The sequence below is a fragment of the Pseudorhodoplanes sp. genome (assembly GCF_050250235.1).
In the GTDB taxonomy this organism is placed as follows: Bacteria; Pseudomonadota; Alphaproteobacteria; order Rhizobiales; family Xanthobacteraceae; genus Pseudorhodoplanes.
On sequence record NZ_JBFWPA010000049.1, the window covers coordinates 15,238 to 41,965 of the forward strand.

The following is a 26,728-nucleotide window of genomic DNA, read 5'->3' on the forward strand; positions in this document are numbered from 1 at the left end:
ACGATCACAAGCCTTCATCGAGCGTTACCACGCCTTTTTGAGCGAGGCGACGACGCTTCGTCGCGCGCCCCAGAAGCAGCCGTTTGCGAGAGCGTAACAGGCGGCGACGTACTCTTCGTCGAACAGATTGTTCGCGTTGACTCGCGCGCTCCAGCCCTTCATGTCGGGGCTCAGATACGAGAAATCGTAATGGACGCCGGCGTCCATCAGCGTGACCGACGGCACGAAGAACGAGTTGGCCGGATCGCCCGCGCTGTCGCCGATATATCTCACACCGGCACCCAAGCCGAAGCCGGCCAAAGGTCCGCTTCTGAATGTGTAGTCTCCCCACAGCGATGCCGTGACTTCCGGAACAGCGAAGGGACGCTTCCCGACGTTTTGCGGCATCCGGTCGGCTGTCACTTGCGCATCGATGTAGGTAAAGCTGCCGATCACATTGACGTTCGGCGAGAGGCTCGCTTTCGCCTCGAGCTCGAAACCGCGGGATGAAACCTCGCCGGTCTGGAGATAGAATCCCGCATTCGCCGGGTCGGGGTTCACCACGTTCTGCTGGCGAATGTCGAAGTACGATGCCGTGATCATCGCGGCGTAGCCCGGCAACTTGTACTTCACGCCGAATTCATACTGCTCGCCGCGCATCGGCTGCAGAGGCACATTGCCTGCCGATATATAGGGCGCGGGTTCGAACGAGGTGGAGAAGTTGATGTACGGCGCCAGGCCGTTGTCGAACAGATAAAGTGCGCCGGCGCGATAGGTCGTCGCCCGGTCATTCTGGTCGACGATCGATCGAGAGCCGTTTGCCAATGTGAGCGTATTGAACCGAATGTCCGATATGTCCTGGCGAGCGGCCAGAGACACGATCAGCCGGTCGATCTTCATCTGATCCTGCCAGTAGAATCCCAGGAAGGAGTTGTTCTGCGTCTGATCGGTCTGGAAAGCGGCGCGCGGTATATTGAGATTGTAGACAGGGTTGAGCACGTTCAGGCTCGGCACGCCCATCGCCTGTCCGAGCAGGCGTCGTGCATCCGTATACTGATAGTCCACTCCGAAGAGCATCTTGTGCTGGACAAGCCCGGTGTCGAACCGGGCTTCCGCCTGGTTGTCGACGACAACGCCATCGAAGGTTTCGTCGACCGCGGTCTTCACCCGCTGCAAGGTCGTCGGATCGGCGGGATTGAGGTACCCGCGCGTCGGAATGGCGTAGAATTCACTGTCGACGTGCTGGTAGCGCAGATTCTGCCGCACCGTCCAAACGTCGTCGAAGCGATGCGTGAATTCGTACCCGGTCGCGTAATATTCACGCTTGTAGCTGTCGTGTGACGGATCGCCGACATAAAAGCTGGTCGGCAGGCGCCCGTACGGGTTGGCCGGAACGCCCGGGCGGCCGGGCAGGAGGCCTTGCGCGGGGAGATAGTTTGGCTGGAAGCTTTTCGGGTCGTTTTGATACTTATTCAGGAACGTGAGAGTCGTGTCCGCATTCGGTCGCCATGTGAGAGCCGGCGCGAAATAAATCCGCTGCTGATCGGTGTAATCAACCGACGTCGAGGAATCGAGGCCCAGCCCGGTCACGCGATAGAGGAAATGCCCGTCCTTATCCAAAGGGCCGCCGACATCGAACGCTGCCTGCAGGCGCTGATAACTGCCAAGCTGGAATTCGACCTCGCCGAAGGGCTTTTCGGTCGGCCGCTTGCTCACCATGTTCACGAGGCCGCCTGGATTGCTCTGTCCGTAGAGGACCGAAGCGGGTCCCTTGATGACCTCGACGCGTTCAAGCCCATACGGATCGATGCTCGGAATCGCGTAGGAGACGCCGCGCTGTATCTTGAGGCCGTCGAGGAATTGAACGTAGCCAGCGGTGAAGCCGAAGCCGCCGAAGCCGCGAATGAAAATGTCGTCGAAACGATTGCCCGGCCGCGACCCTGCGACGACGCCGGCGGTGTACCGCAGGGATTCCGCGACGGTTTGAGAGCCTTGCTGCTCCAACTGCTCGCGGCCGACGACGGAAATCGACTGCGGATTCTCAAGGATCGGCGTGTCGCTTTTCGTTCCGATCGTGCTCTGGGTGGCGACGTAGCCCCGGACAGGACCCGTTCCGCTTTCCGAAGGAACCGCAGGCGCCGATGGTGACGGTGGCGGCGCGGTCAGTCGCCGCGGCGCAGCGCGCGCCGTGGACCGGCCAGCCGTACGACCACGGGCTGCGGGCCGCTTGCGCGGCGCCGTCACGCGGACCGGTGGCAGGGTGTCGCCCGTTCGCAGGCCGGGTTGCGCCTGAGCCGAAGGGAGACCATGCCAGACAACGGCGGCTGCGCAGAGGCATGTGCTCGCACACAACAGGCTCAACCGCCGACCCACAGTCATTCGCATCTGCACTTAGCCCCGCTCAAATCGCGGGCCAAGTTTTAGTGTGCATCGCAACCGCGACAATCGACCATGCTTTCGCCAGCGAGTGCGTTTCTTTCGTTTCTGTTTTGCATCGTTTCAGGGAAAGACTGGCTAGCGGAGTGTCTTGGGCGCCACGCCAAACCGCCGGCGAAAGATCGTGGCGAAGTGCGCAGGCGAATAGCCGACGCGATATGCCGCCTCGGAAACGGTCGTCTGCCCGCTTGCCAGCATGCGATAAGCTTGTTGCAGGCGGTGTTCCTGGAGCACCGCAAACACCGTCGCGCCGAAGACGCGGCGAAATCCTATCGTCAGCTTGGTTGTATTCAAGCCGACCTCGCGCCCCAATTCGGCCAATGATGGCGGTTTGTCCAATGCGGCGGTGAGACGGTCATAGGCGGCGTGAATACGCTGCAAGTCGGAACTTGACAGGCTGATTTCGATATCTTGGGCTCTCTGAATTACGGGATTCAAGGCCGAGGCCGCGAGCTCCAAGCCCTTGCCGATCAGATACATCTTTCGCAGCGGCTCTTGCAGCGGGCATGTAATGATCTGCGATGCGAGAGACATGAGCACCTGACTGGCCGCCTGAACGTGAAGAAGCGGTTTGCGTCCTTGCCCGAGATTCCTCAGCATCTGGGCGGCGTCGAACCCGAACTCGTCGAGCGTGAGTGAGGGATCCAATTGCACAAGTACGAATCGCAGAGGAATATCGGCGGCGAGCCAGTGGACTTTGTTCGCGTCGTCTTCGTTGTAGATCAAACACGATTGCGGCCCGTTCATCTCCAGCGTGGGATGGTCCGCAACCTTGATTTGCTCTTTTCCGCTGAGAATAACGACGATCTTGAGCCCCTTCTTCAGCGGGCCCGTGCCCGAGGTCGGCGCGTCGATTTCGAGGGTGCCTGCGGACACGATCAATCGATCGGAGAAAATGCTTACGTATTGGCGCGCACTCAAACGCCGATCGATGTCCGGCGCGAGCCTGGCTGGTCCTCGTGATCCAACGTGCATGCGTCCACCAATATGCGATCAAAGCCGTCGATATAATGATCAACGCGCGGATCGCACACAGTGGCGCCTCGTTTTCTCGGCTAAGACTGGAATTGTTATAAATGGTGTCTTCGCAAGGCGGCGATTGCCGTATGACAACGGCGCGAGGCTCGGCGCAGGCATGGGCGTTTTCGAAGATCGGCTTCATTTCAACCGCGTGTTCTGCAGGTTCGCTCGATAGCAATACGAAGTTCTTATGGCGTTCCGAGCGAGGCGAGAACCGGTTCGCGTGGACGGAGATCGCATCCTATTTGGACGTGTCGAGTAAACCTGAAATCAGCGCCATGCGGACCAGATCCGACAGGCTGTTGGCATCCATTTTCGTCATAACATTTGCGCGATAGATTTCGACGGTCCTGGGGCTGATATTGAGATCATAGGCGATGGTTTTATTCGGGTGGCCGGCCACGAGGCCGTTGAGCACCTGGCGCTCACGTGGGGTGAGGCCCATCAGCCGTTCCTCGATTGCGGCGCGAACGGCGCGACGTTCTCTCTCCGAATCTTGATCGCGCAGGGCGGTTCGAACGGCTTGCAGAAGTAGATCGTCGTCGAACGGCTTTTCCAGAAAGTCCACCGCGCCGTGCTTCATGGCCTCGACCGCGAGCGGGACGTCGGCATGGCCTGTGATGACGACGACAGGTATGAGCATGTTAAGCTCGCGAAGGCGTTTGAGAAGATCGATGCCGCTCATGCCGGGCATCCGAACATCGGTCACCACGCATCCGCCCTGAATCGGTTTCAACGCGCTTAGAAAGGCTTCCGCGTCCGGGTAGACCGCGGCAGGCAGCTTGACTGTCTTGAATAGGAAAGCGAGCGATTGCCGCACGGCCTCGTCGTCGTCGATCACATGAACCAGAGGCTCATCTTGCATCGCTGAGATCCTCTCGTGTTATCGACCTCAGTGTGAATCTAAAGATCGTGCCGCCATCCGGATTCGGCTCAATCCAGATTCGCCCGCCATGAGCTTCCACGATGGTCCGGCAGATCGACAGGCCAACGCCCATGCCCTCCCGTTTGGTGGTTACGAACGGCTGAAATAGTTGCTTGGCCAAATCCGGTAAAATGCCGACCCCCGTATCGGCGACGCTAACCCTCACGAATTCGTCACCGTCCCTTACGGCGGAAATACTGAGGGTGCGCGTTTTCGAATCCTGCATTGCCTCAATCGCATTGCGAATGAGGTTGAGGAGGACTTGCTGGATTTGTACCCTGTCGACAAGAACGAAGTCCTTGCTGCCATTGAGATGGAGCTGCGTTCGAACGCCTTGGTTCTTCGCGCCGACCAGGGCGAGCGCGCTTGCTTCCTCCACGATCTTGGCGATGCTTTCAATACGCCTTTCGCTTTCTCCGCGGCCGACAAAGTCGCGCAGGCGGCGAATGATCTGGCCGGCGCGAAGGGCCTGCTCGGAAGATTTTTCGACAGCTTCGCGCACCATGATTAAATTTTCGTCCTGATGGCCGGCAAGGATACGTTGCGAGGCCTTCAGATAATTTGTGATGGCGGAAAGCGGTTGGTTGAGCTCGTGTGCGAGTGCGGAGGCCATTTCGCCCATCGCGGTGAGCCGCGAGATGTGGAGAAGCTCGGATTGTAATTCCTGCAGCCGCGCCTCGGTGGTCTGTCGTTCCGTCAAGTCCCGGACGAACCCGGTAAAGAAGCGCCGTTCGGTGGAGTGCATTTCTCCGACCGAAAGTTCGATCGGAAAAGTCGAGCCGTCCTTTCGTTGGCCGACAACAACCCGACCGATGCCGATGATACGCCGTTCGCCTGTTTGGAGATAGCGTTCAAGGTATCGATCGTGATCCTCCCGATATGGCGAGGGCATCAAAATCTTCACGTTCTGACCGGCAATATCCTTGCCATCGTAGCCAAACAGCCGTTCTGCCGCGGCGCTGAAGGACTGGATTGTTCCTTTCTCGTCGATGACGATCATCGCATCCGGCACCGTGTTGAGTATGGACCGGAGATGGGCTTGGCCCGCCAAAGCGGATTCCGTGCTTCGCGCTGCTTCAATCTGGGTGCGTTTAAGGCGCTCGCCGAACCAGGCGACACCGGCTCCCACGAGCACGAACGTCACGGCGCGCGCGATCTCGAGAAAAAATAGCGGGGTGTCGACGTCGCTCAATATACCGGCGTCGCCGGTCGCGAACATTTGCAGGAACAGGGCTCCGGCCGTCGCCAGAAGGCCGGGGCCCAGGCCCCCGACGACTCCGACGATGATGACGGCCGGAATGAGGAATATGTAAAGCGCCTGATTTGCAAGCGTCGGCCCGAGCCATGCGCGCATCAGGAGCGTCAAGGCAATGACCGTCAAAGCAAGCCCGTAGACGACCGTGCGCTTGTGCCTGACGATCAGCGCAGGCCACGCTTGTCGTGCTTTCCTGTCCGTGCCTCGAGCCATGGTAGAGCCTGAATTGCCGCGAAATCACCGCTTCCCAAAACGTCACGCCGCTAAGGGATATCCCTTAGGGAGAATATCCGAATTTTCATCTCGCGGTGCCCCCGTTACGCCTAGGTGAACGATGGAGGCGCAAGATGATGATCCATAACGCGGCGCAGGTTCGGCCTTCGATAAAAGGTGTTCCGGGCGGAGGAACGATCCCGTCCGAGGCGCCCGAGAGCATCATCGATGCCATGGGTACGAGGATGGCGTTCAAACGGAACGCTGAAATTTACGGCGAAAACGAGCCTGCGGATTACCTCTACAAGGTCGTATCGGGCGCTGTTCGCACCTACAAGGTGCTTGCGGACGGCCGCCGCCAGATCGGCGCCTTCTACCTGGCTGGCGATGTTTTTGGCCTCGAGAACGCCGACCGTCACGCGTTCTCCGCAGAGGCGATCTGCGATTCGAAGGTTGTTCTTATCAAGCGCGGCGCGATCATAGGCTTGGCCGCTCGCGACAACAGTGTCGCTCGTGAACTTTACCAGATCACGTGCCGCGAATTGGAGCGGGTCCAGGAGCATGTTCTCGTTCTCATTAAAAGCGCTGAGGAGCGCGTCGCGGGCTTCCTCCTCGAAATGGCGAAGCGTACGCCTGATGCAAATCAGGTGCAGTTGCCGATGTCGCGTCAAGACATCGCAGATTATCTCGGCCTCACGATCGAGACGGTCTCTCGAACCATGACCCGTCTCGAGAGTGTCGCCGCCATTGCCCTGCCGAGTTCACGGTGCATCGTTTTACGCAACCGCGCCACTCTTGGCCGGCTCAATAGCTGATTTTGCGTATGGAAGGAGACCATATGCGCTGCAACGGCTGAAGCCTATCGGAGGAAGCCATGCGGTATCTAGTGAAGTTCATGAAGCACGTCCGCGGAGACAACGGCTACGAAGTCGATATTTGTCAACGGTGGCTGGAAGTCGACGCAAACAGCAAATCAGCGGCGCTCAGCCTCGCTAAGAAACAGTTCTGCGCCGCCGAGCGAGTTCGAGATTGGACAACGCACGCGGATCGGATCCAGATCACCGAGGCTGAATATCCGTCATAGAAATCCAGGACGCAGGCGGTCAGGGTGGCGTTGGGTTCGGGGTTTGGAAGGGGGCGAGGCGCAGTCTGACAAGGCGGTTTTTTCCGTCGGCGCCGCTTTCGGCGATCGAAAAGCCAAACTCGGCGCACATTTGCAGCATCGCAGAATTCTCGGCGAGGACTTCACCAACGATCTCATGAATTCCCTCCGCTCGCGCGTACTCCACGAGCATCTGCATCAGCAGCCAGCCTAGGCCTTGACCTTTCAAATCGGAACGCACCAGTACGCCGAATTCGGCCGTGTCGCTGTACGTCAGGACATGCAGCCGCCCGACGCCAAGCATTTCCCCGGTCGCTTCGTGGATGATAACGAACGCCATGGCACGCGCGTAGTCGATCTGCGTGAAGCGGCTAATGAACGCATGCGTGAAGCTCTTCACCGACGCAAAGAATCTCAGACGTAAATCGTCTGGCGTCATTTTCTCCAGAAACGGCGTGTAAAGCGGCTCGTCTTCCGGCCGTACGGGACGCACGAGCAGCGGCGTCCCATCACGCGCCCGCGTGCGGCGCTCCCATTCCTTAGGGTACGGTCTGATCGAAAAACGGGGATGGCCGCGCCAGCCGGTTGGCGCGGGGGCGACGGCAATCCGCCCATCGAGGGCGATAACGCCCTTGTCATCCGCCAGCAGCGGATTGAGGTCCAACTCCCTGATTTCCGGCACATCGGCGGCGAGTTGGGAGAGTTTGACGAGGACCAGTGCGACGGCGTCCGTGTCGGCCGCGGGTATGTTGCGATAGCTTTTGAGGAGTCTGGAGGCGCGTGTGCGCGATATCAAATCGCGGGCGAGGGCGAGATCGAGCGGCGGTAGAGCAAGCGCCTTGTCGTTGATCACCTCGACGGCGGTTCCGCCACTGCCGAAGGCGATGATCGGTCCGAACGTGGCGTCGCTTGCAATGCCGGCGATGAGTTCGCGCGCGTGAGAACGGACGATCATTGGATGGACCGTGACCCCGGAGATGCGGGCCCCGGGCTGGGCGGCGCGTGCTCGCGCCAAGATGGCCTCGGCGGCTGCGTGCACGGCACTCTCATTGGCGAGATTGAGCTGAACGCCGCCGATGTCGGATTTGTGCACGATATCAGGCGAGAGAATCTTTAACGCCACGGGTCCTTTTGCGAGAAGCGGCTTGGCGAGCTCAACGGTCTCCGCCGCCGTCCGCGCGAGCGAAACCGACGCGATCGGAATTGCATAGCATCCCATGACGTCCGCGATTTCGAGCGGATCAAGCCATGTTCGCCCGCTCTCGATCGCGCCGTGAACAATGGCTCGTGCCTTCTGGCTGTCGGGCACAAAATCCGACGGAAAGCTCGGCGGCGCCGCCATCAAAGCGTCCAGGCGCTCTCGATAGTGGACGAGATGCATGTAGCCGCGCACCGCTTCGCTTTCGGACCGATAAAGGGGAATGCTGGCGGCTGCGAGTTTCGTTTCGGCGTCTCCATCGTCGCCGAGCCACACCGCGAAGACCGGCTTGGCCGGGTAACGTTGATTCCGATGCTTGCGTACGGAAGACGCGACCGCGTCGGCCGCTTCCCCCGCCGACGCGAGCGCCGTCGGCACGTTGATGACGAGGAGCCCGTCGTTTGCCGGATCCGCGAGCAATGCATCGGTCGCTATCGCATAACGAGCGGCGTCGGCGTCTCCGACGATGTCGACGGGATTGGCTTTCGACCAGGTCGGCGGAAGTCGCTCGTTCAGCAGTTTCACGGTCTGCTCACCGAGTGACGCGAGCTGCCCTCCGAAGTCGAGCAGACGATCGACCGCGAGAACGCCGATGCCGCCTCCATTGGTCAGGATGGCGAGACGGCCGCCGACGAAGGGGCGGATGTGACCCAGTGTCTCCGCTGCGGCGAAAAGCTCATCCAGATCGAAAACCCTGACCAATCCAACTCGGCGGAAGGCCGCGTCATAGACGGCGTCAGCGCCTGCGAGCGCTCCGGTGTGCGTGCGCGCCGCGATCGCGCTCTGCGTGTGCCGTCCGGCTTTGATCACGATGACCGGTTTCGCGCGCGCGGCCGCGCGCGCGGCGGACATGAATTTGGGGGCGTCCTGGATGGCTTCGATGTAAAGAACGATCGAACGGGTCGCTCTGTCGGCGACGAAGTAATCGAGAAGATCGCCGAAATCGACGTCGATCTGGTTGCCTAGAGACACGATGCCGGAGAAGCCGACCGAGCGCCGTGCCGCCCATTCCACCATGCCCGCGGCGATGGCTCCGGACTGTGAAATTAGCGCGAGGCTGCCGGGCTCGGCCATATGCGCCGCGAAGCTCGCGTCGAGCATCAAGCGCGGCACCTGAATTCCAAGGCAATTCGGCCCCAACAGCCGCATGCCGCTCCGGTACGCGATCTGTTGCGCCGCCTCGGACAGCGAGCCCTTTCCTTCTCCGAGCCCCGCGGTGATGATGATGGCCGCGGCGCATCCACGGGCGCTGGCGCTCTCGATAATTCCCGGCACGGTTGCGGGTGGAGACGCGATCACCAGGAGGTCCGTTTCAGGCAGGTCGTCGACGCTCGGAACGGCGGAGGTGCCGTCAATCTCCGGGTATCGTGGATTGACCAGCCTAATCTCTCCAGCGAACCCGGCTCGCTTGAGATTGCTAAGAATCTTGCGCCCGACCGATTGTTCGCGCGGACTTGCGCCGACCACCGCAACCGAACGCGGCGCAAACAGCTTCTCGAGGCGGTAAGTCGTCATAGGATGAGCCGTGCGTTTTCGCGATTCCCTGCGATCGCGATTGAACCCAACCAAAAGGAAGAATGCTTTCGCAGCAAGGCCGTCAGGAGCCGCGCGGAGCGGCCGGTTTATTGGACGAGAGGTGAAACGCTTGCCGCGAGGTCAACCCCTTCGATATCGGCCTGGCCAGCGAGCATGCTCACATATTGCCGTAGCGCCTTTTCTTCAACAGCCGCGCGTAGATATGCGGCGACGTGTTCTTGCACCATCTCGAATGGAAGCGTGCGGCCGGGAATGCGCTGGTCCACGGCGACGATGTGGAAGCCGTAACGCGTCTTGACGAGCTCGCGCAGAATGCCGGTCGGCCCGAGGCGGAACAGCACCTTCTCGAATTCAGGCACCATATCGCCGCGACTGATTTGGCCGAGGTTGCCGCCCTGTTGACCGGAGGGGCAGTTGGAAAGTTCGGTGGCGAGCGCCGCGAAGCGGTCCGGCTCACGCAGCAAGGTGGCAAGTGTTTTCTCGGCGCGGGCGCGTACGTCCGGGATGTTCACCCGCGGCGTCACTTGAAACAGGATGTGGCGCGCGTGAACGATATCGCCGCTCGTGAAGGCGGACGGGTTTTGCTCGTAGTAGCGCCGGCATTCCGCTTCCGTGGGGTCGGGAGTCGCCACCTCCCGCGCAAGCAGGTTCTCGATCGCCGCGCCGATGCGGTCGTCGTCGTAGGCAGCGCCCTCGATGAGGCCGAGGCCGACCGCACGCTGGCGCAGAAGCTCGCGTGTCGCCGCAAATTCCGGCGAGACCCCGTTGATCTCGACCGCTACGCCGTTGACGGAGATGCTCATGGGCGAACCGGCTCGTCGGCTCGCGTCTTCGGAGTGCGCACGATCTGATAAGGACGAAACAGATAGGCGAGCGCACCGGCGCCGCTCCAGATGTGGATCATGCGCGTGAACGGAGAGACAAGGAACAGCGTGAAGCCGAGCAGAACATGCAGCTTGTAGGTCAGCGGCACATCAATCATCAGTGCTGCCACGCCGCCATCGAGCGTGACGATGCCTTTTACGTAGCTCGTTAACGTCTCGAACAGTCCACCATCCATGTGGAAGGCCGAAAGCGGCACCGTGAGCAGCCCGAGAGCAAGCTGCATCCATAGCATCAGCGTGATGGCGATATCCCATTTGCGACTATTGAGACGGATGCGCGGATCGGTCAGCCGGCGGTGGATCAGGATCGTTAAGCCGGTAATGGCGACGAGACCGGCGATGCCGCCGACCACCATCGCCAGGAGCTGATGCGCGACCGGAGAAAGCGCCCAGTCGATCGCCCAATGCGGTGCGAGAAAGCCGGCGAAATGACCGAGGATCACGACGATCACACCGTAATGGAAGAGATTCGATCCAAGCCGCAGCTCGCGCTTGCGCAGCATTTGCGAGGAATCGCTCTTCCAGGTGTAGGGCTCACGGTCGAAGCGGATCAGGCTCCCGATCAGCAGAACCACGAGGCAGATGTAGGGATAGACCCCGAACAGCAGTGTGTTCACGTAGGTATTGGAGAGCATGGCTTATCTCCCTTGCATCTTGGCGGGCGCCACTGGGGCCGTGTCGGCAAAGGCAGGGCGCTCGACCCAATCCCGGTCGAGCGTCTCCGCGCTCTCGCGTGCCGGGGGCACTTTGGCGACGTCGACCGGCGGTGCGCCGGCGATCACCAGGAGGGCCTGGAGCGCTGCGGCATATCGACTGCGCCGCGCGACCAACGAACGGGTGATCGCGGTAAGAATGTCCGCGCAGTCGGCAAGCATGTCGCGCGCCTCGGCGAGCTCGCGGCGGCTCAGATATTCGAGCACCGCCGGCAGGAAGTCGGGCAGCTCGCGCGCGGATAGTTCGAAGCCCGCCGCCTCGTAGATGCGTTTGAGCTCGACCATTGCCGCACCGCGATCGCGGCTGTCGCCGTGCAGGTGCTCGAACAGGTTCAGCGAGAGCGCGCGGCCGCGGTCGAAAAGATCGACATAGTGTTCCTCGGCGGCAAACAGGTCACGATCGCCGATCTCGGCGATCAGCGCGAGTAGACCCTCACGCTCGCGCGGCGCAACGAGCGGAGAGGCGCGCACGACGTCTGCGATTTCGGTCAGTGCCTCTCGCATTTCCTCGGTCGGATAGGAGAGGAGAGCGCTTAGTGCTTTGAACAACAGCATGGCGCTAGTCTCATGTGTCCACAGGCCGCACCGGTGTGAGTTTGCGGCGCCCCATCTTGCCGCCGAACAACGTCGAGTGCGGCGGCCCGAAATCGCAGCCATTGCCGAACGTGAAGCCGCAGGAGGTTTTGAGTCCATAGGCGTCTTCGGCGTGTTCGCGGTGGCTCGTCGGGATGACGAAGCGATCCTCATAGTTGGCGATAGCGAGGTAACGGTGCATCTCCTCGACCTGGGCCGCCGTGAGTCCGGCCTGCGCCAGGACCGCCGTGCCGTCACCCTCGCCAAGCTGTCGCTGGCGGAAGTAGATGCGCATGGCCAGCATCCGCTCCAGCGCCGAGACGATCGGCGCCTCCGCGCCGGCGGTGAGCAGGTTGGCGAGATAGCGTACCGGGATGCGCAGCGAACGCACGTCCGGAATCTCGCCGACCGTCTCGATCGCGCCAGCGTTTGCGTGTGACTGGATCGGCGAGAGCGGCGGCACGTACCAAACCATCGGCAGCGTGCGATATTCGGGATGCAGCGGGAAGGCGATCTTCCACTCGACCGCCATCTTGTACGCCGGCGATCGCTTTGCCGCCTCGATCCAGTTGTCGGCGATGCCATCGGCACGGGCCTGCTTGATGACGGCAGGATCGTTCGGATCGAGGAACAGCCTGAGCTGTTCCTCGTAAAGGGCCTGCTCGTCCTCGACGGAAGCCGCCTTCTCGATGCCGTCGGCGTCATAGAGCAGCACGCCGAGATAGCGGATGCGGCCGACGCAGGTTTCCGAGCATACGGTCGGCTGGCCGTCCTCGATGCGCGGATAGCAGAAGATACACTTCTCGGCTTTGCCGGAGGTCCAGTTGTAATAGATTTTCTTGTACGGGCACCCGGACACGCACATGCGCCAACCGCGGCACTTGTCCTGGTCGATGAGGACAATGCCATCTTCCTCGCGCTTGTAGATCGAGCCTGACGGACAGGAAGCGACGCAACTCGGGTTGAGGCAGTGCTCGCACAGCCGCGGCAAGTACATCATGAAGGTGTTTTCGAACTGGCCGTAGATGTCCTTCTGTACGGCCTCAAAATTGTAATCCTGCGAGCGCTTGTCGAATTCGCCGCCGAGAATCTCCTCCCAGTTCGGGCCCCACTCGATCTTCTCCATCGGCCGACCGGTGACCAGCGAAAGCGGCCGGGCCACTGGCGTGGTCGGCAGTTCGGGGGCGACGTGGAGATGCTCGTAGTCGAAGGTGAAGGGCTCGTAGTAGTCGTCGATCTCCGGCAGATTCGGATTGGCGAAGATGTTGGCAAGCACGGCGAGCTTGCCGCCCTGCTTCGGCACGATCTTGCCGTTCTTCCTACGTTTCCAGCCGCCGTTCCAGCGCTCCTGGTTCTCCCAGTCCTTGGGATAGCCGATGCCGGGCTTGGTCTCGACGTTGTTGAACCAGGCGTATTCCATGCCCTGCCGCGAGGTCCACACCTGCTTGCAGGTGACGGAGCAGGTGTGGCAGCCGATGCATTTGTCGAGGTTGAGCACCATCGCAACTTGCGCACGGATCTTCATGATGCGGCCTCCTCGGCGATCGGGTCGACGGGATTGGAGCGGTCGAGCCACTCAACCTTGATGAGTTTGCGCATAACCACGAACTCGTCACGGTTGGACCCGACAGTGCCGTAATAGTTGAAGCCGTAGGAAAGTTGCGCGTAGCCGCCGACCATATGCGTCGGCTTGAGCACCGTGCGCGTCACCGAATTGTGGATGCCGCCGCGCTGCCCGGTAATCTGCGAGCCGGGCACGTTCACGATCTTCTCCTGCGCGTGGTACATCATGCACATGCCTTCCTGCACGCGCTGGCTAACCACGGCGCGTGCGGCGATTGCGCCGTTGAGGTTGAAGAGCTCGATCCAGTCGTTGTCGACGATGCCGGCCTTCCTCGCATCTATCTCGGACAGCCACACGATCGGCCCGCCGCGCGACAGCGTCAGCATGATGAGATTGTCGGTATAGGTTGAATGGATGCCCCACTTCTGGTGCGGCGTGATGAAGTTGAGCACGATCTCCTTCTCGCCATTCGCCTTCTTCCCGAGCATGGCGGCCGCCGTGCGGGTATCGATCGGCGGCCGGTAGACGGCGAAGCTCTCGCCGAAATCGCGGAACCAGCGATGGTCCTGATAAAATTGCTGGCGGCCGCTGATCGTGCGCCACGGGATCATCTCGTTCACGTTCGTATATCCGGCCGTGTACGAGACATGCTCGCTCTCGATGCCGGACCATGTCGGCGAGGAGATGATCTTTCGCGGCTGCGCCTGGATATCGCGGAAGCGGATTTTTTCGTCCTCGCGGGTTTCGGCGAGATGGATGTGATTGCGTCCGGTCACCTTGCCAAGCGCTTTCCACGCCTTGACCGCCACCTCGCCATTGGTTTCCGGCGCGAGGTAAAGAATAACCTCGGCCGCGTCGATGTCGGTTTCGATGCACGGCCGCCCATGCGTCGGGCCGCCGTCATTGACGCGGTAGTTCAATTTGCCGAGGCCCGCGACTTCGCTCTCCGTGTTCCAGGCGATTCCCTTGCCGCCGTTGCCAAGCTTATCGGCGAGCGGTCCGAGAGCCGTGAAACGGCGATAGGTGTTTGGATAGTCGCGCTCGACGACAGTGATTTGCGGCGCGGTGACGCCAGGCACGAGGTCGCATTCGCCGCGCTTCCAATCCTTCACATCGAACGGCTGCGCGATCTCTGCCGGCGTGTCGTGCTGGATCGGCGTGAGCACCACGTCGCGCTCCACGCCGAGATGGCCCTCGGCCAGTTCGGAAAAACGCTTGGCGATGGCCTTGTAGGTCTCCCAGTCGCTTTTCGACTCCCACACCGGGTCCACCGCCGCCGACAGCGGATGGATGAAGGGATGCATGTCGGATGTGTTGAGGTCGTTCTTTTCGTACCAAGTCGCGGTCGGCAGCACGATGTCGGAATAAAGACAACTCGTCGACATGCGGAAGTCGAGCGTGGTGACGAGGTCGAGCTTGCCTTCCGGCGCCTTGTCGCGCCAAGCGACATCCCGCGGCTTCTCGCGGCCTTCCTCGCCGAGGTCCTTGCCCTGCAGACCGTGTCGCGTGCCAAGGAAATGGCGCAGGAAATATTCGTGCCCCTTGCCGGAAGAGCCGAATAGATTCGAGCGCCAGATGAACAGGTTGCGCGGGAAATTGACCGGATTGTCGGGGTCCTCGCAGGCCATGGAAAGGCTGCCGGATTTCAGGCCGGCGACGACGTGCTCCTTGATGCCGCTGCCCGCTTTCTCCGCCTCGGCGGCGAGCGTCAGCGGGTTGACGTTGAGTTGCGGCGCCGAAGGCAGCCAGCCCATGCGCTCGGCCCTGACGTTCAGGTCGATCATGCTGCCACGGTAGGGAGCCGGGTCGGCAAGCGGCGACAGGAGTTCCGAGACGTCGAGCTTCTCGTAACGCCACTGGTCGGAATGCGCGTAGAAGAAGGACGTGCCGTTCATCTGACGCGGCGGCCGTATCCAATCGAGCGCGAAGGTGAGCATGGTCCAGCCGGTCTGTGGCCTGAGCTTCTCCTGCCCGACGTAATGCGCCCAGCCGCCCCCGGAGACGCCGACCGTGCCGCACATCATCAACATGTTGATGATCGAACGGTAGCCCATGTCCTGGTGATACCAGTGGTTCATGCCGGCGCCGATGATGACCATTGAGCGGCCCTCGGTTTTCTCGGCATTTGTCGCGAAGCCGCGTGCGACCTCTATCGCATGGGACGCCGAAACGCCCGTGATCCTCTCCTGCCAGGCGGGCGTATAAGGTACATTGTCGTCGAAGCTCTCGGCGCAATCCCCGCCAAGGCCACGGTCGAGTCCGTAATTGGCGCAGAGGAGATCGAACACGGTTGCCACGTAGCTCTCGCCGTCGGCAAGCTTGATGCTGCGCACCGGCACGTTGCGGAGGAGTACGTCGCCGCCCTGATCGTTGCTCGCGAAATGCGGATGCGGCGTGCCGCCGAAATAGGGGAAGGCAACGGGCAACACATCGTCGCGCCGGTCGATCAGGCTGAGGCTGAGCTTGACGTCGTCCCCGGTCTCGCCGTCCTTTTCCTCGAGATTCCAGCGGCCCGTCGGCTCGCCGTCGGCGGGCCAACGGTAGCCGATCGAGCCTCGCGGTACGACGAGCGCGCCGGTCTCCTCCTCCACCGCGATTGTTTTCCAGGCCGCGCGCTGCGACACCGGCGCGTCCGGCAGGTCGCTCTGACGCAAATAGCGGTCCGGCACGAAACGCTCGCCGTCCCGGCGCAGGCGCACCAGCAGCGGCATGTCGGTGAGACGCCGGCAATAGTCCTGGAAATAGGGCGTCTGCCGGTCAAGGAAGAATTCCTTCAGGATCACATGGCCCATCGCCATCGCAAGAGCGGCGTCGGTGCCTTGCTTGGGATGCAGCCACAGGTCCGACAATTTGGCGACCTCGGCATAGTCGGGCGTCACTGCCACGACCTTGGTGCCGTTGTAGCGCGCCTCGACGAAGAAATGCGCGTCGGGCGTGCGCGTCTGCGGCACGTTGGAGCCCCAGGCAATGATGTAGCCGGAATTGTACCAGTCGGCGGATTCGGGAACGTCCGTCTGCTCGCCCCAGGTTTGCGGCGACGACGGTGGCAGGTCGCAGTACCAGTCGTAAAAGGAGAGCAGCGTGCCGCCGATCAGGCTCAGATAGCGCGCGCCGGAGGCATAGGAGACCATCGACATCGCGGGAATCGGTGAGAAGCCGACGACGCGGTCCGGCCCCCAGGTTTTGACGGTGTGAACATTGGCGGCGGCGATGATCTCGGCGACCTCGTCCCAGGAGGAGCGTACGAAGCCTCCACGGCCGCGCATCGCCTTGTAGGCACGAGAGGTATCGGTGTCGCCGACGACCGCGGCCCAAGCCTCGACGGGCGCAAGCGTCTTGCGCGCTGCGCGCCACGCCTTGAGAAGGCGGCCGCGCACCATGGGATATTTGATGCGGCTCGCACTGTAGAGATACCAGCTATAGGACGCGCCACGCGAGCAGCCGCGCGGCTCGTGGTTCGGCATACCCGGCCGCGTGCGCGGATAGTCGGTTTGCTGGGTTTCCCAGGTGACGACACCGCTTTTGACGTAGATCTTCCACGAGCACGAGCCGGTGCAGTTCACGCCATGCGTCGAGCGGACGATCTTGTCGTGCTGCCAGCGCGAGCGGTAACCTTCCTCCCACATGCGATCTTCGTCGCGCAACTCGCCATGGTTGCCGGAAAAGGCTTCGCGCCGTCGAGAGAAATACGTAAGGCGTTCGAGGAAATGGCTCATATGCTCTTTCCCTGGTTGGACGCGGACGCGCTTACGGCGCAGCCTGCGGCGAAATCTTTTCTCCCATGATAGGAGCGCGGCGCACCTCGGTCAGGTAACTCAACATCAGCGACACGGCGACGATGCCATAAAGCAGCATGAAGCAGCTTGAATTGACGCCGAACCCATCAAGGAGGGCGCCGAACATGATGGGCAATAGGAAGCCGCCAAAACCACCCGCCATTCCGACGATACCGGAGACCGCGCCCATACGGTCAGGGAAGTCGTCGGCGATGTATTTGAATGTAGACGCCATCCCGCACGCGAAGGCGATGCCGAGAATCAAGAGCAGTCCAGTGAAGAACCAGGACGGTAGTGCGATGCCGAAGCGCAGCGGTGCGTCGACCGTGTGCACGATCAATTCCGTCTTCGGGTAGGAGAGAAGGAAGAGACAAATCCACGCGACCCAAAGAACCCACCACGTGACGGCATGAGCTCCGAACCTGTCGGACAGCCAGCCGCCGAGGGCCCGAAAGGCTCCTCCCGGCAGCGCGAAGCAGGCTGCGAGCAATGAAGCTTGCGCGATCGAGAAGCCATATTCCGTCTTGAAGTACTGCGGCATCCAGATCGAAAGCGCGGTAAAGCCGCCGAACACGATGGAATAATATTGACAATACTTCCACACGCGCGGATCGCGCAGAACGGTGAGCTGCTGCGTTATCGACGGCGAGGCGCCGTCGGATCTCGTTGGATCGCGCGCCGAGAAGATCCAGAACACGGCCGCCGTCGCAATCAGTCCGGCGGCGTAAACCTTCGGCACCATTTCCCAGCCGTAGCGATCGATAAGGAAGGGCGCGACGAACATATTGAGCGCCGCACCGGTCGTGCCGGCGCCGAAGAAACCCATCGCGAACCCGCGCTGCTCCTTGGGAAAGAAGCGCGCGACATATGGCGTTCCCACCGAAAACGAGGCGCCCACGAGACCCAGAGCGAGGCCGAGCAGCAGGAACTGCCAGAACGCTGTGGCATAGGCCGACAGCCAAACCGGAATGGCACAGCCGATCAACAGTAAGAGCATGATGCGCTGGCCGCCGAAGCGGTCCGTCCATATGCCGAGCGGCAGGCGAAAGAGCGCGCCCGTCAAGACGGGAGTGGCCGTGAGGAGTCCGAATTGCGTCGCGTCCAGGCCAAGTTGGGTGCGAATCGGGATGCCGGTCACGCCGAACATCATCCACACGGCAAAGCAGACCGTGAATGCCCAGGTGCTGACGAGCAGAACAGCGATGCGATTCGATGCTGACATGCCGACCTCTGGAAACGGCGCTGGTTCGATCAGTATGGCGCGTGGCGGACGCCGCTACAACTTTATGTTGGAGCCCGCATTCCAATTCTATCAACGGCCTTGCCGGTGTCTTTGCGCTTCAGCAATGACGTGGCGAGAGGAATGCGAACGGTAATTTGCGCGCGGGTTTTGCCGGCAGCGTCTCATTCAATGAGACAATGAAGATGCCGATGCGGATGATCACAATCGTGCCCGAGACGAGAATACCGGTGCTGAGATGGCGTGAGGCGTCTCCGGGTGCTCTCGTCCCCGCCGAGGTAAACGTCGGCGCGGCGATGCCGCGGAACAGGCCGGAAAGCGCGAAAATACGGAACGTGGCCGCGCACCGATGCTCAAAACGCTTTTCGTAAGCTTGCGGTAAATCAACGTATGGGTGTCGACCGCCGATCATCATGGCATGGTGACAATCGAGGAATCGACATGTCGACCGCGAATATTCTGATTATTGCCGGTGCCGTTTTTGCCTTCGCAATTCTTACGGCGGGGCTGTGGGGCGCAGTCCGGCGAATGCGTAGGTCCTGTGCGGGTGTCGGCGACATCGAAGCGCCTTGCTCCAGGATCGCTCCGGTGGCGAACAAGGCGCCGGGGTTACCCGACGGAGCGCGCCGCGCCATGGCGCGCTGACGTCAGCCGGTTCATCGAGCGGTGGGCCGCGAGGCTCCGTGTCACGCAAACACGGGCCTATGCTCCGCGCAATGTCGCCAGCGTCCAGGTTATAAGTTCCGCCGTCGCCTTGCCGAAGGCATCGTTGAGAGAGGCGACCGTCGCCGAAGTACCGGATTCCGCCACCGGACGCGTCGAGCGAAAGACGTTGCCGGCAAGGATGTGGCCGTCCTTGTCCAGAATCTTGGCGGCGAATTCGACGGTCGCTTCCGGCTTGTCGCCGACGGTGACATGGAATCCGCGAAGGTCGAGAGTCAACTGAAACTCCGATGCAAGACCGTCGAGGGGGCGCGACACTTTCATAAATTTCGCGTCTTCAAAGCTCTGCACGATCCGCGCTTGGATCAGCTTTGGAATATTGTCGCTCCACTGTGCGTCCGGCGCTCCCTGCTGCTCTCCGTCCGCGGCCAACGTCACGATTTTTCTGGTGTCGAGCGCGATCACGGCCGTTGGTTCGCCGACGACGAGTTGTTTGTCCGGCAAGGGCTCCGTCGTGCGAACAGTAACGGCGGAAAGATCGTAAAGGCGGGGCGACGGCGGGGTGGCCGCGCCGGTTAACCGCGCCAGCCCGTCGATGATGCCGTCCAGTTTGCCGGAGTTGCGCGAAAGCGCGCCCGAGAAAGTGTCGATATTGACCACGGCACTATGAAGCGGCTCGGCATTCTCCTTCAGAATATCATTGAGCCTGTTGAGCGTATCGCGTGCGCTTTGCATCATATCCCGTCCGGCGGAGGCGTCCGCGACCAGGGTAGGAATGCCACCTCCGCCGGGCGGCTGAAGGGGAACACCGGCTCCGCCGTAAAGGGTCAGAGAAGGTGAAGCCATAAGGCCCTGCGTCTCGATCGAAATCCGCGTGTCGCTCCGAATGGGCGTAGACGGATCGACAAGAATCGTCGCCATCACATGACGCGCATCGTTCATATCCAGGCGAAGGTCGGTGATCTCGCCCACTCTCACTCCGTTGAACAGAACGGAAGATCCCTTTCGCAGGCCCGAGACCGAGCCCTCGAAACGGACCGCATAGATGCTCCCTTCCGATAACCGGCCTGCGCCATGCAGCCAGTAGACGAAGCCGAAGGCGAGCGCCGTGATGACAACTATGAACGTTCCGACCAAGACGTAGCGTGCGCGGTATTCCATCGCGATGGCCTTACGTAGCTGCGGTTGTTTTCGGCCCGTGCGCCGCGAGGTGGGCGCGCGTGCCGCCGAAATATTCCCGAACCCAAGGGTGATTGCAGCTCTGCATGTCGGACATCGCCCCGAGCGCGGCTACGCGACCGTCCGCGAGCGCGGCGATGCGGTCGCAAACGGTCGCGAGCGTATCCAGATCGTGGGTGTTCATGTAGACGGTCAATCCCAAGGTTCGCCGCAGGGTGCGGATCAACGAATCGAACGCCTCGGCCGAGATCGGATCGAGGCCCGATGTGGGCTCGTCGAGGAAGACGATTTCGGGGTCCAGGGCAAGCGCGCGGGCGAGCGCCGCACGCTTGGTCATGCCGCCGGAGAGTTCTGCGGGATACTTCAGTGCGTCATCGGGTTTCAGGCCGACCATCTCGATCTTTGCCATCGCCACGTCGTGGCGCAGGCCCGGAGGCAGCCCGAGATGCTCCCGCATCGGAAACTCCACGTTCTCGACAACCGTGAGGGACGAGAATAGCGCACCGTATTGAAATAGAACGCCGCAACGGCGGCCGATCTCACGAAGCTCGTCATTGTCGGCGGCATTCCGGTCTATGCCGAGGATGGTGATGGAGCCTTGCCGTTTCTCGATCAGCCCGAGGATCGTCCGCAGCAACACCGACTTGCCGCTTCCTGATGCGCCGACAACGCCGATGACTTCGCCGCGCAGCACGTCCAATGACAGATGATCAAGGATCACGCGGCTGCCAAAGCCGACGACAAGATCGCGGACGCTGATGACAACGGCGGCTTCGTCCGACATCGCTTACATCCCGATCGACGCGAAGAAGATCGCGAACAGGCCATCAAGAACGATGACGATGAAAATGGATTTGACGACCGACGATGTCGTTTGCAATCCGAGCGATTCGGCGCTGCCCTTGACCTTCAGTCCTTCGACGCACGCGACGGCGCCGATCATCAGCGCCATGAAGGGCGCCTTGATGATTCCGACCTTGAAATGGTCCAGGGAGATGGCTTCCTTCAGGCGCGCGATGAAAATCTCCGGCGACATGCCGCCATAGAGCCATGCGACCACGCCGCCACCGTAGAGCGCGGCTATCGATCCGACGAAGGTGAGAAGCGGCAGGGCGATGACGAGCGCGACGACGCGGGGAAGCAGAAGCACCTCGACCGGGTTCAGCCCCATGGTTCGCAAGGCGTCGATTTCCTCGCGCATCTTCATGGACCCGATCTCCGCCGTATACGAACTGCCGGAGCGGCCCGCCACCATAATCGCCACGAGCAGAACGCCGATTTCGCGCAGGATCAGGATTCCGACGAGGTCGACGACGTAGTCATCGGCGCCGAATTTGCGAAAATGAAAGATGCCTTGCTGCGCGATAATGCAGCCGATGAGGAATGTGATCAGCAGGATGATCGGGGTAGCCTGCCATGCGACACGATCGAGTTGATGTACCGATGACGTCAGCCGCAGGCGTCGCGGATTCAACAGGACGCGCAGGAGCGCTTCACCGAGGGCCCCGAGCATCGCGACGAGGGCAAGGAGATCGGCTCCGGTGCTTTCGGCGGCCCGGCCGACGCGCTCCAGCAGATGCAGGACGGGATTGCCCGCGCCCGCCTTCGCCGAGGGTTGATTGACCTTGGAGAGGCTATCGAACAGCCCTTGAAAGTGGGCGGGGACACCGACGAATTCGGCATCGGGACCGATGCGCCGCCGCAGGCGCTCGAGAAGCCACGCGCCGAACGTATCGAGCGCGACGATGCCCGCGACGTCGATGCGTCCGCTGCTCTCGCGAGCGTCCGCGTCGTCCGTCATTTGCTCCAGAGCGGCGAGATAGGCCGTCGTCCATGCTCCGCTCGCGAGGAGGCCTTGGGCGGAAGTCGTGAGTTGCGGCGGATGTGTCATCGTCTGGACCCTGGCGCACAGATATCTTTGCCGGCCTTCGCGTCCTTGCGGCAGGTCAATTTGCGGCAGGTCAAGGCCATCCGCCGGTGCGAGATAATAAGAACTTCCAAAAGGAAGGAATGCTTTCAAAGGAAGGATGGCGGCCATGGCGCCTTTGCCTGACGTGTCTCCGCTTTCGACCCTTTCATCGATCATGGTCCCCGTGGACCTCGGCGCTCAAGCCGAAAGGCGCGTAAGATTCGCTGTCGAGCTGGCCGATCGTTTTTCAAGCCATCTCGTGGGGATCGGTGCGGAGGAGCTTGTCTCGCCCTTATACTTCGAAAGCTCGATTGGTGGAACGCCCGGTTATATCGAGCTTGAGAAGCAGCGCGTGGCGACCGATCTCAAGCAGGCCGCGGCTCTGTTTCAGCGCCTGGCCGGAGCGCGCAGCGCCGAATGGCGCTCCGACGTTACCCAGTCATCCCCGTTTTTGTGCAAGCAGGCACGGGCTTGCGATCTTGTCGTTGTGAGCCGGCAAGGCGTTCATGACGAACAGCAAGGCCCGATGACGGCGGCGCCCGCCGATCTTGTGATGACGGCCGGAAGGCCGATACTCGTGCTCCCTCCTCTGAAAGAGCGTGCGTCGTTTAAACGCATCGTGATTGCCTGGAAAGACGCGCGCGAAGCCCGGAGAGCGATCTGGGATGGCCTGCCGTTCCTGAAACGCGCCGACACGGTATTCATTCTTGGAGTAGGGCGACGTGAGATGAAGGAGTCAGTCGATGACGTTGCAGTGTATTTGCGGCGGCATGGAATCTCCGGCGAGCCCGTCGTTCGATCGGAAGGCGAGCGGTCCGTCGGTGACGACATCATCCAGTTCGCCGATGACGAGGGCGCCGATCTCATCGTCTCGGGGGCCTTTGGCCAAAGCAGAGCGCGCGAATGGATCTTTGGCGGCGTAACCCGCGATCTTCTCAATGAAACGCGCGTGTGTTGTCTTCTTTCACACTGAACGTTGCAGAGGGAATCCGGCGCCGGGCCGTCAGCGCGCTGGTGCGACGAACTCCTGGCGCTCAGTCCGACCTGCCTCAAGATATTGAAGGGATCATTCCGGCGCATCATGGACCGGCGAAGCCGAGGGAAGTCGTCAACGCCATCGGGCCCGATTCCAGCCGTTGGCGTTGACGCCAACCGATGGTCGCGTTCTCGAGCGGGCGAGGCTGACCAGGTGGAGCGGGGGCGACGCTATCATGTCGATGAAGGCCGGGCCTGCGCTATCCGGGAGGCGCCAGCCGCATGAGGGCGTCGACGGCGACAACGCCCGCGCCTTGCCGGCGAACGATGACCGGGTTCAGTTCGGCCTCCATCACACGCGGTTCGACTACGCTTATCATCGAAAATTGAACGACTGCTTGGGCGAGCGCTTCGAGGTCCCCATTTTCATGACCGCGAAACCCTCTCATCGTCTCGAACCCCTTGACCTCCGCGATCATGGCCCGCGCCGCGTCGAGCGTGACCGGCGCGAGGCGAAGAGCGCGGTCTTTATAGATCTCCGTTGTCGTTCCGCCGGCGGCGACGATGACCACCGGTCCGACCTGAGGATCGATGCGATAGCCGATCAAGGCCTCGCCGACGCCCTTTTCCATCGGCTGAACCAGAACATGAGCGACGTTCGGCGCCAGGCGGGCAGCGGCCACGCGGCTACGGATTTGCTCGGCGGCGGCCAGTAGGGCTTGAGCGTCCGCAATATTGAGAAGAACTCCGCCGATATCGCTTTTGTGGGCGATATCGCGAGACAGCACCTTGGCGGCAACCGGATAGGCGAACGGGATGGACGGCAGCCGTGCGTCCGGCGCGAGAACAACCGTCGGCGCCCGGGGAATGCCCAGCCGATCGCAGAGCGCGTATGCCTCCTGTTCGTCGATAGCAAAGCTTTCGGTCGTGCGAATCTGAATCTCCCGGGCACGCGGCGTTTCGCGCGCAAACGCAGCCCGGATCGCATCGGCACAGGACTCCGGCGTGCGAAACCCCGGAACGTCATGGCAAGCCAACATCTCGAGCGCGGCCGGAGCATCCGGCACGATAAAGGCCGCGAGCGGTTTTCCATCCTCCGCCATCTCGACAATGGGAGCGACCGCGAGTTCAGGGTGATTACGGGCCGATGAGCCTACGACCGCAACGACGAGATCGTACTCGCCCGATTGGAGCATGGCGGCGAGCGCGCCTTTCATGACGTCTGCGCGCGTTCCGGCGAGCGTCAGGTCGATCACGCGCGCGCGCTCTATCGGGACGAAGGCGCCGATGGCGTCCGCCAATTTGGAAGAAGGCGCGGATACCGACAGGCCGCACACGCCGAGTTGGTCAACCACCATGGCCGCGCCGCCGCCCGTGGTCGTGACGACGCCGATGCGTGGTTTGGCGGCCGGCGACAGCATTGGCGCCCGACGCAGCAACGGCATCGATTCGATGAACCCGTCGAGCGTCTCTACGCGCGCGATGCCGCATTCGCGTAGAAAAGCGTCGGCGATATCGTCGTCTCCCGCGAGCGCGCCGGTATGGGATGTGGCGAGCTCCGCCGCTTCTGTCGAGCGGCCCAGCTTGTAGGCCAGCACAGGCCTGCCGGCGCGATGAGCATCGAGTGCAAACTCGCGCAGCCTCTCGGCATGGCGGGTGGATTCAAGGAACAGCATGTAACTGCCGATCCGATCGTCCTCCAGCGTCGCCGCGCAAAGATCTCCGAGAGAAAGATCCACCTCGTTTCCGAGCGAAACCAGACCGGCAAAGCCGACTCCCCGCGCTTTTCCGCGAGACAGGAGCGCTCCGATCATGCTTCCGCTATGCGAAGCGACAAAGATCGAGCCACGGGGCAGGTCGCTTTCCGCAAAGGCGGCGTTTGCCGTAAGCGTCAACCCCTCGTGGAGGTTGACGACGCCGAGGCTCGAGGGCCCAACCAATCGGATTCCAGTCTTCTCGACGATGTCGCGTACGCGGCGCTCGCGTTTCGCGCCCGCGACGCCTGCTTCGGAAAAGCCGCTCGCAAGCATGGTCGCTACTTTGACGCCGTGGGTGGCGCAGTCCTCCAGCGCTTCGATCGCCGCTTCCGTGCCCGTCAGGATGAAGGCGTGGTCCGGTGTTTCAGGCAGCGCGCCGAGCGAAGGCCATGCCCGCTCGCCTTGCACTTCCGGCCGTCGCGGATTGATCGGATAAATAGCTCCCTTGTACCCGGCCGCGCGCAGATATCTGAGGGGGCGACCGGTTGTTTTTCCGACATCGTCGGACGCGCCGATAAGCGCAACGCTCTTGGGCCGCAGTAAAGCGCGCGCGAGCTCGGACTGCATGATGGGCGCCTATTCCGCCGCCAGGGTCTGCGGCCGGCGCTGTCCGAACCGACGATCGAAGATGTGCTCGGCCACGCGGTTCTTCAGGATTTCGGTTGAACCTCCCGCGATCATCCATCCCCGCGTCCGGCGCATGCAGTATTCGGCCAATGCCTCGGTGCTGTAGCCGAGCCCTCCCATGATCTGCATGGCTTCGTTGGCCGCATCGAATCCGGCTTGATTGCACGCGAGCTTGGCGAGCGCCGTGTCGATCGCTGATGGAAGTTCGTCATCCCTCACTGCGGCCGCGCGATAAAGCAAGAGCTGAGCGGCTTCGAGCTTGAGATGCAACTCCGCAAATTTCCACTGGAGTCCTTGAAATTCGCATAAGGGCCGCCCGAATTGTACGCGCGTCGACGCATGCTCGCGCGCGAGCTCGAAGGCATGACGGCCGACGGCGAGCGCGCGCGCCGAATTGCCGAGCCGTTCCACATTGAATCCGGATATCTGCTTTTTGAACCCGCCGGGACCGAGCAGCACGTTCTTTGCGGGGATGCGGCAGTCTTCGAAATAGAGCTGAGACCACTCCTCGCCGCCCATGAGTGCGGAGGGCTTTCCGATCGTCAGGCCGGGCGCATCGCGTTCGACCAGAACCGATCCGATCCCGCCGACGCCAGGGCCGAAGCGCACATAAACGAGGAAGAGTGAGGCATTGGGACTATGGGTGGAGAAAATCTTCGTCCCGTTGATCAAATAGTCGTCGCCGTCTTGCCTGGCGGACGTTCTGAGTTCCGTCAATGCGGAACCGGCCTCCGGTTCGGTCATGCAAAGGCTGATGACTTTGCGGCCGGCGAGCAGGTCCGATAGGAAGCGTTCTTTTTGCTCTTTCGTGGCATATTCGGCAAAGGTTCGTATCGGGCCGAAATTACCCGCCTGGACCACGTCGGCGCTGCGCGGGCAGACTGCGGCCACTTGCTCGATGGCGATGATGGAATCCATCAGCGTGCCGCCCTGGCCTCCGTCTGCGGCAGGCATTGCGATGCCGAGCAAACCCTGTTTGCCCATGAGTTGCGCGACGTCAAAGGGAAAGGCGGGATTGTGGGCGCGCGCGAGACGGTCGGCGGCGAGATGCTGTTCCGCGAAGCGGCGAACGGAGTCCGCAAACGCGTGCTGCTCTTCGGATAACGTAAAATCCATGGGCTCCGCCTTCGAGACCTTTCGATTGCACCGACGCGGTGATGCAGTTTGCTGAACTCATGCCGCTCCGCACTCCCTCCGACAAGTT

General features: G+C 61.7%; 21 protein-coding genes. 4 read left to right on the top strand and 17 right to left on the bottom strand.

The annotated features are described in order from the left end of the window. Positions 1 to 24 precede the first annotated feature (24 nt). The 4 genes from AB7F49_RS20470 to AB7F49_RS20485 form a co-directional block, all read right to left on the bottom strand. Positions 25 to 2,358, bottom strand: coding sequence for a TonB-dependent siderophore receptor (locus tag AB7F49_RS20470; RefSeq protein ID WP_428525706.1), 2,334 nt, complete (start codon positions 2,356 to 2,358; stop codon positions 25 to 27). Between the two features lie 135 nt (positions 2,359 to 2,493). Further along, on the bottom strand, positions 2,494 to 3,291 hold the full coding sequence (locus AB7F49_RS20475) for a helix-turn-helix transcriptional regulator (protein WP_428525708.1): 798 nt from the start codon (positions 3,289 to 3,291) through the stop codon (positions 2,494 to 2,496). Positions 3,292 to 3,676: 385 nt separating this feature from the next. Continuing rightward, positions 3,677 to 4,300, bottom strand: a complete 624-nt coding sequence (gene fixJ, locus AB7F49_RS20480) for a response regulator FixJ (RefSeq protein WP_428525710.1) — start codon at positions 4,298 to 4,300, stop codon at positions 3,677 to 3,679. Further along, on the bottom strand, positions 4,290 to 5,579 hold the full coding sequence (locus tag AB7F49_RS20485; protein WP_428525712.1) for a PAS domain S-box protein: 1,290 nt from the start codon (positions 5,577 to 5,579) through the stop codon (positions 4,290 to 4,292). The genes fixJ and AB7F49_RS20485 overlap by 11 nt, the downstream gene beginning before the upstream one ends. Before the next feature lie 386 nt (positions 5,580 to 5,965). On the opposite strand from AB7F49_RS20485, the gene AB7F49_RS20490 reads away from it, so the two are divergent. Both AB7F49_RS20490 and AB7F49_RS20495 read left to right on the top strand, forming a co-directional pair. Continuing rightward, positions 5,966 to 6,643 carry a helix-turn-helix domain-containing protein gene (locus AB7F49_RS20490; protein ID WP_428525714.1) on the top strand — a complete coding sequence of 226 codons (678 nt, stop codon included), beginning with the start codon at positions 5,966 to 5,968 and terminating at the stop codon, positions 6,641 to 6,643. 59 nt (positions 6,644 to 6,702) lie between these two features. Next, complete coding sequence (locus AB7F49_RS20495) at positions 6,703 to 6,912, top strand: hypothetical protein (RefSeq protein WP_428525716.1); 210 nt, start codon at positions 6,703 to 6,705, stop codon at positions 6,910 to 6,912. A gap of 19 nt (positions 6,913 to 6,931) precedes the next feature. Here AB7F49_RS20495 and AB7F49_RS20500 read toward each other — a convergent pair whose 3' ends face one another. The 8 genes from AB7F49_RS20500 to AB7F49_RS20535 all read right to left on the bottom strand — a co-directional run bounded on the left by AB7F49_RS20500 (position 6,932) and on the right by AB7F49_RS20535 (position 18,829). Further along, on the bottom strand, positions 6,932 to 9,643 hold the full coding sequence (locus AB7F49_RS20500; RefSeq protein ID WP_428525718.1) for a bifunctional acetate--CoA ligase family protein/GNAT family N-acetyltransferase: 2,712 nt from the start codon (positions 9,641 to 9,643) through the stop codon (positions 6,932 to 6,934). A gap of 107 nt (positions 9,644 to 9,750) precedes the next feature. Beyond that, positions 9,751 to 10,467: a peptidylprolyl isomerase gene (locus AB7F49_RS20505; RefSeq protein WP_428525720.1), complete on the bottom strand. Its 717-nt coding sequence runs from the start codon at positions 10,465 to 10,467 to the stop codon at positions 9,751 to 9,753. Beyond that, on the bottom strand, positions 10,464 to 11,183 hold the full coding sequence (gene narI / locus AB7F49_RS20510) for a respiratory nitrate reductase subunit gamma (protein WP_428525722.1): 720 nt from the start codon (positions 11,181 to 11,183) through the stop codon (positions 10,464 to 10,466). Before narI ends, AB7F49_RS20505 begins: the two co-directional genes overlap by 4 nt. A gap of 3 nt (positions 11,184 to 11,186) precedes the next feature. Beyond that, entirely contained in the window at positions 11,187 to 11,816 is a 630-nt protein-coding gene (gene narJ / locus AB7F49_RS20515) for a nitrate reductase molybdenum cofactor assembly chaperone (protein ID WP_428525724.1), read from the bottom strand. 10 nt (positions 11,817 to 11,826) lie between these two features. Further along, positions 11,827 to 13,359 carry a nitrate reductase subunit beta gene (gene narH / locus AB7F49_RS20520; RefSeq protein ID WP_428525726.1) on the bottom strand — a complete coding sequence of 511 codons (1,533 nt, stop codon included), beginning with the start codon at positions 13,357 to 13,359 and terminating at the stop codon, positions 11,827 to 11,829. After that, a complete protein-coding gene (locus AB7F49_RS20525) occupies positions 13,356 to 17,114 on the bottom strand; it encodes a nitrate reductase subunit alpha (RefSeq protein WP_428525727.1) in 3,759 nt (1,252 codons plus the stop codon). Before AB7F49_RS20525 ends, narH begins: the two co-directional genes overlap by 4 nt. Positions 17,115 to 17,145: 31 nt before the next feature. Beyond that, positions 17,146 to 18,396 (bottom strand): MFS transporter, encoded by a 1,251-nt coding sequence (locus AB7F49_RS20530; RefSeq protein WP_428525729.1) that lies wholly within the window; start codon positions 18,394 to 18,396, stop codon positions 17,146 to 17,148. Positions 18,397 to 18,514: 118 nt separating this feature from the next. Beyond that, positions 18,515 to 18,829: a hypothetical protein gene (locus AB7F49_RS20535; protein ID WP_428525731.1), complete on the bottom strand. Its 315-nt coding sequence runs from the start codon at positions 18,827 to 18,829 to the stop codon at positions 18,515 to 18,517. Between the two features lie 26 nt (positions 18,830 to 18,855). On the opposite strand from AB7F49_RS20535, the gene AB7F49_RS20540 reads away from it, so the two are divergent. Next, positions 18,856 to 19,059, top strand: coding sequence for a hypothetical protein (locus AB7F49_RS20540; RefSeq protein WP_428525733.1), 204 nt, complete (start codon positions 18,856 to 18,858; stop codon positions 19,057 to 19,059). A 57-nt stretch (positions 19,060 to 19,116) separates the two neighbouring features. On the opposite strand, the gene AB7F49_RS20545 is transcribed toward AB7F49_RS20540, so the two are convergent. Genes AB7F49_RS20545 through AB7F49_RS20555 form a run of 3 tightly spaced genes read right to left on the bottom strand, consistent with a single transcriptional unit; the run spans position 19,117 to position 22,147 of the window. Beyond that, positions 19,117 to 20,238 carry an ABC-type transport auxiliary lipoprotein family protein gene (locus AB7F49_RS20545; protein ID WP_428525735.1) on the bottom strand — a complete coding sequence of 374 codons (1,122 nt, stop codon included), beginning with the start codon at positions 20,236 to 20,238 and terminating at the stop codon, positions 19,117 to 19,119. 10 nt (positions 20,239 to 20,248) lie between these two features. Continuing rightward, the gene (locus AB7F49_RS20550) at positions 20,249 to 21,040 is read right to left on the bottom strand and encodes an ABC transporter ATP-binding protein (protein ID WP_428525737.1); all 792 of its coding nucleotides are present in this window, start codon (positions 21,038 to 21,040) and stop codon (positions 20,249 to 20,251) included. 3 nt (positions 21,041 to 21,043) lie between these two features. Then, positions 21,044 to 22,147 carry an MlaE family ABC transporter permease gene (locus AB7F49_RS20555; protein ID WP_428525739.1) on the bottom strand — a complete coding sequence of 368 codons (1,104 nt, stop codon included), beginning with the start codon at positions 22,145 to 22,147 and terminating at the stop codon, positions 21,044 to 21,046. A 145-nt stretch (positions 22,148 to 22,292) separates the two neighbouring features. On the opposite strand from AB7F49_RS20555, the gene AB7F49_RS20560 reads away from it, so the two are divergent. Then, the gene (locus AB7F49_RS20560) at positions 22,293 to 23,138 is read left to right on the top strand and encodes a universal stress protein (protein WP_428525741.1); all 846 of its coding nucleotides are present in this window, start codon (positions 22,293 to 22,295) and stop codon (positions 23,136 to 23,138) included. A 262-nt stretch (positions 23,139 to 23,400) separates the two neighbouring features. Here AB7F49_RS20560 and AB7F49_RS20565 read toward each other — a convergent pair whose 3' ends face one another. Together AB7F49_RS20565 and AB7F49_RS20570 are read right to left on the bottom strand one after the other, a co-directional pair. Continuing rightward, complete coding sequence (locus AB7F49_RS20565; protein WP_428525742.1) at positions 23,401 to 25,464, bottom strand: acetate--CoA ligase family protein; 2,064 nt, start codon at positions 25,462 to 25,464, stop codon at positions 23,401 to 23,403. 9 nt (positions 25,465 to 25,473) lie between these two features. Then, positions 25,474 to 26,640, bottom strand: coding sequence for an acyl-CoA dehydrogenase family protein (locus tag AB7F49_RS20570; protein ID WP_428525744.1), 1,167 nt, complete (start codon positions 26,638 to 26,640; stop codon positions 25,474 to 25,476). Positions 26,641 to 26,728: the final 88 nt, after the last annotated feature.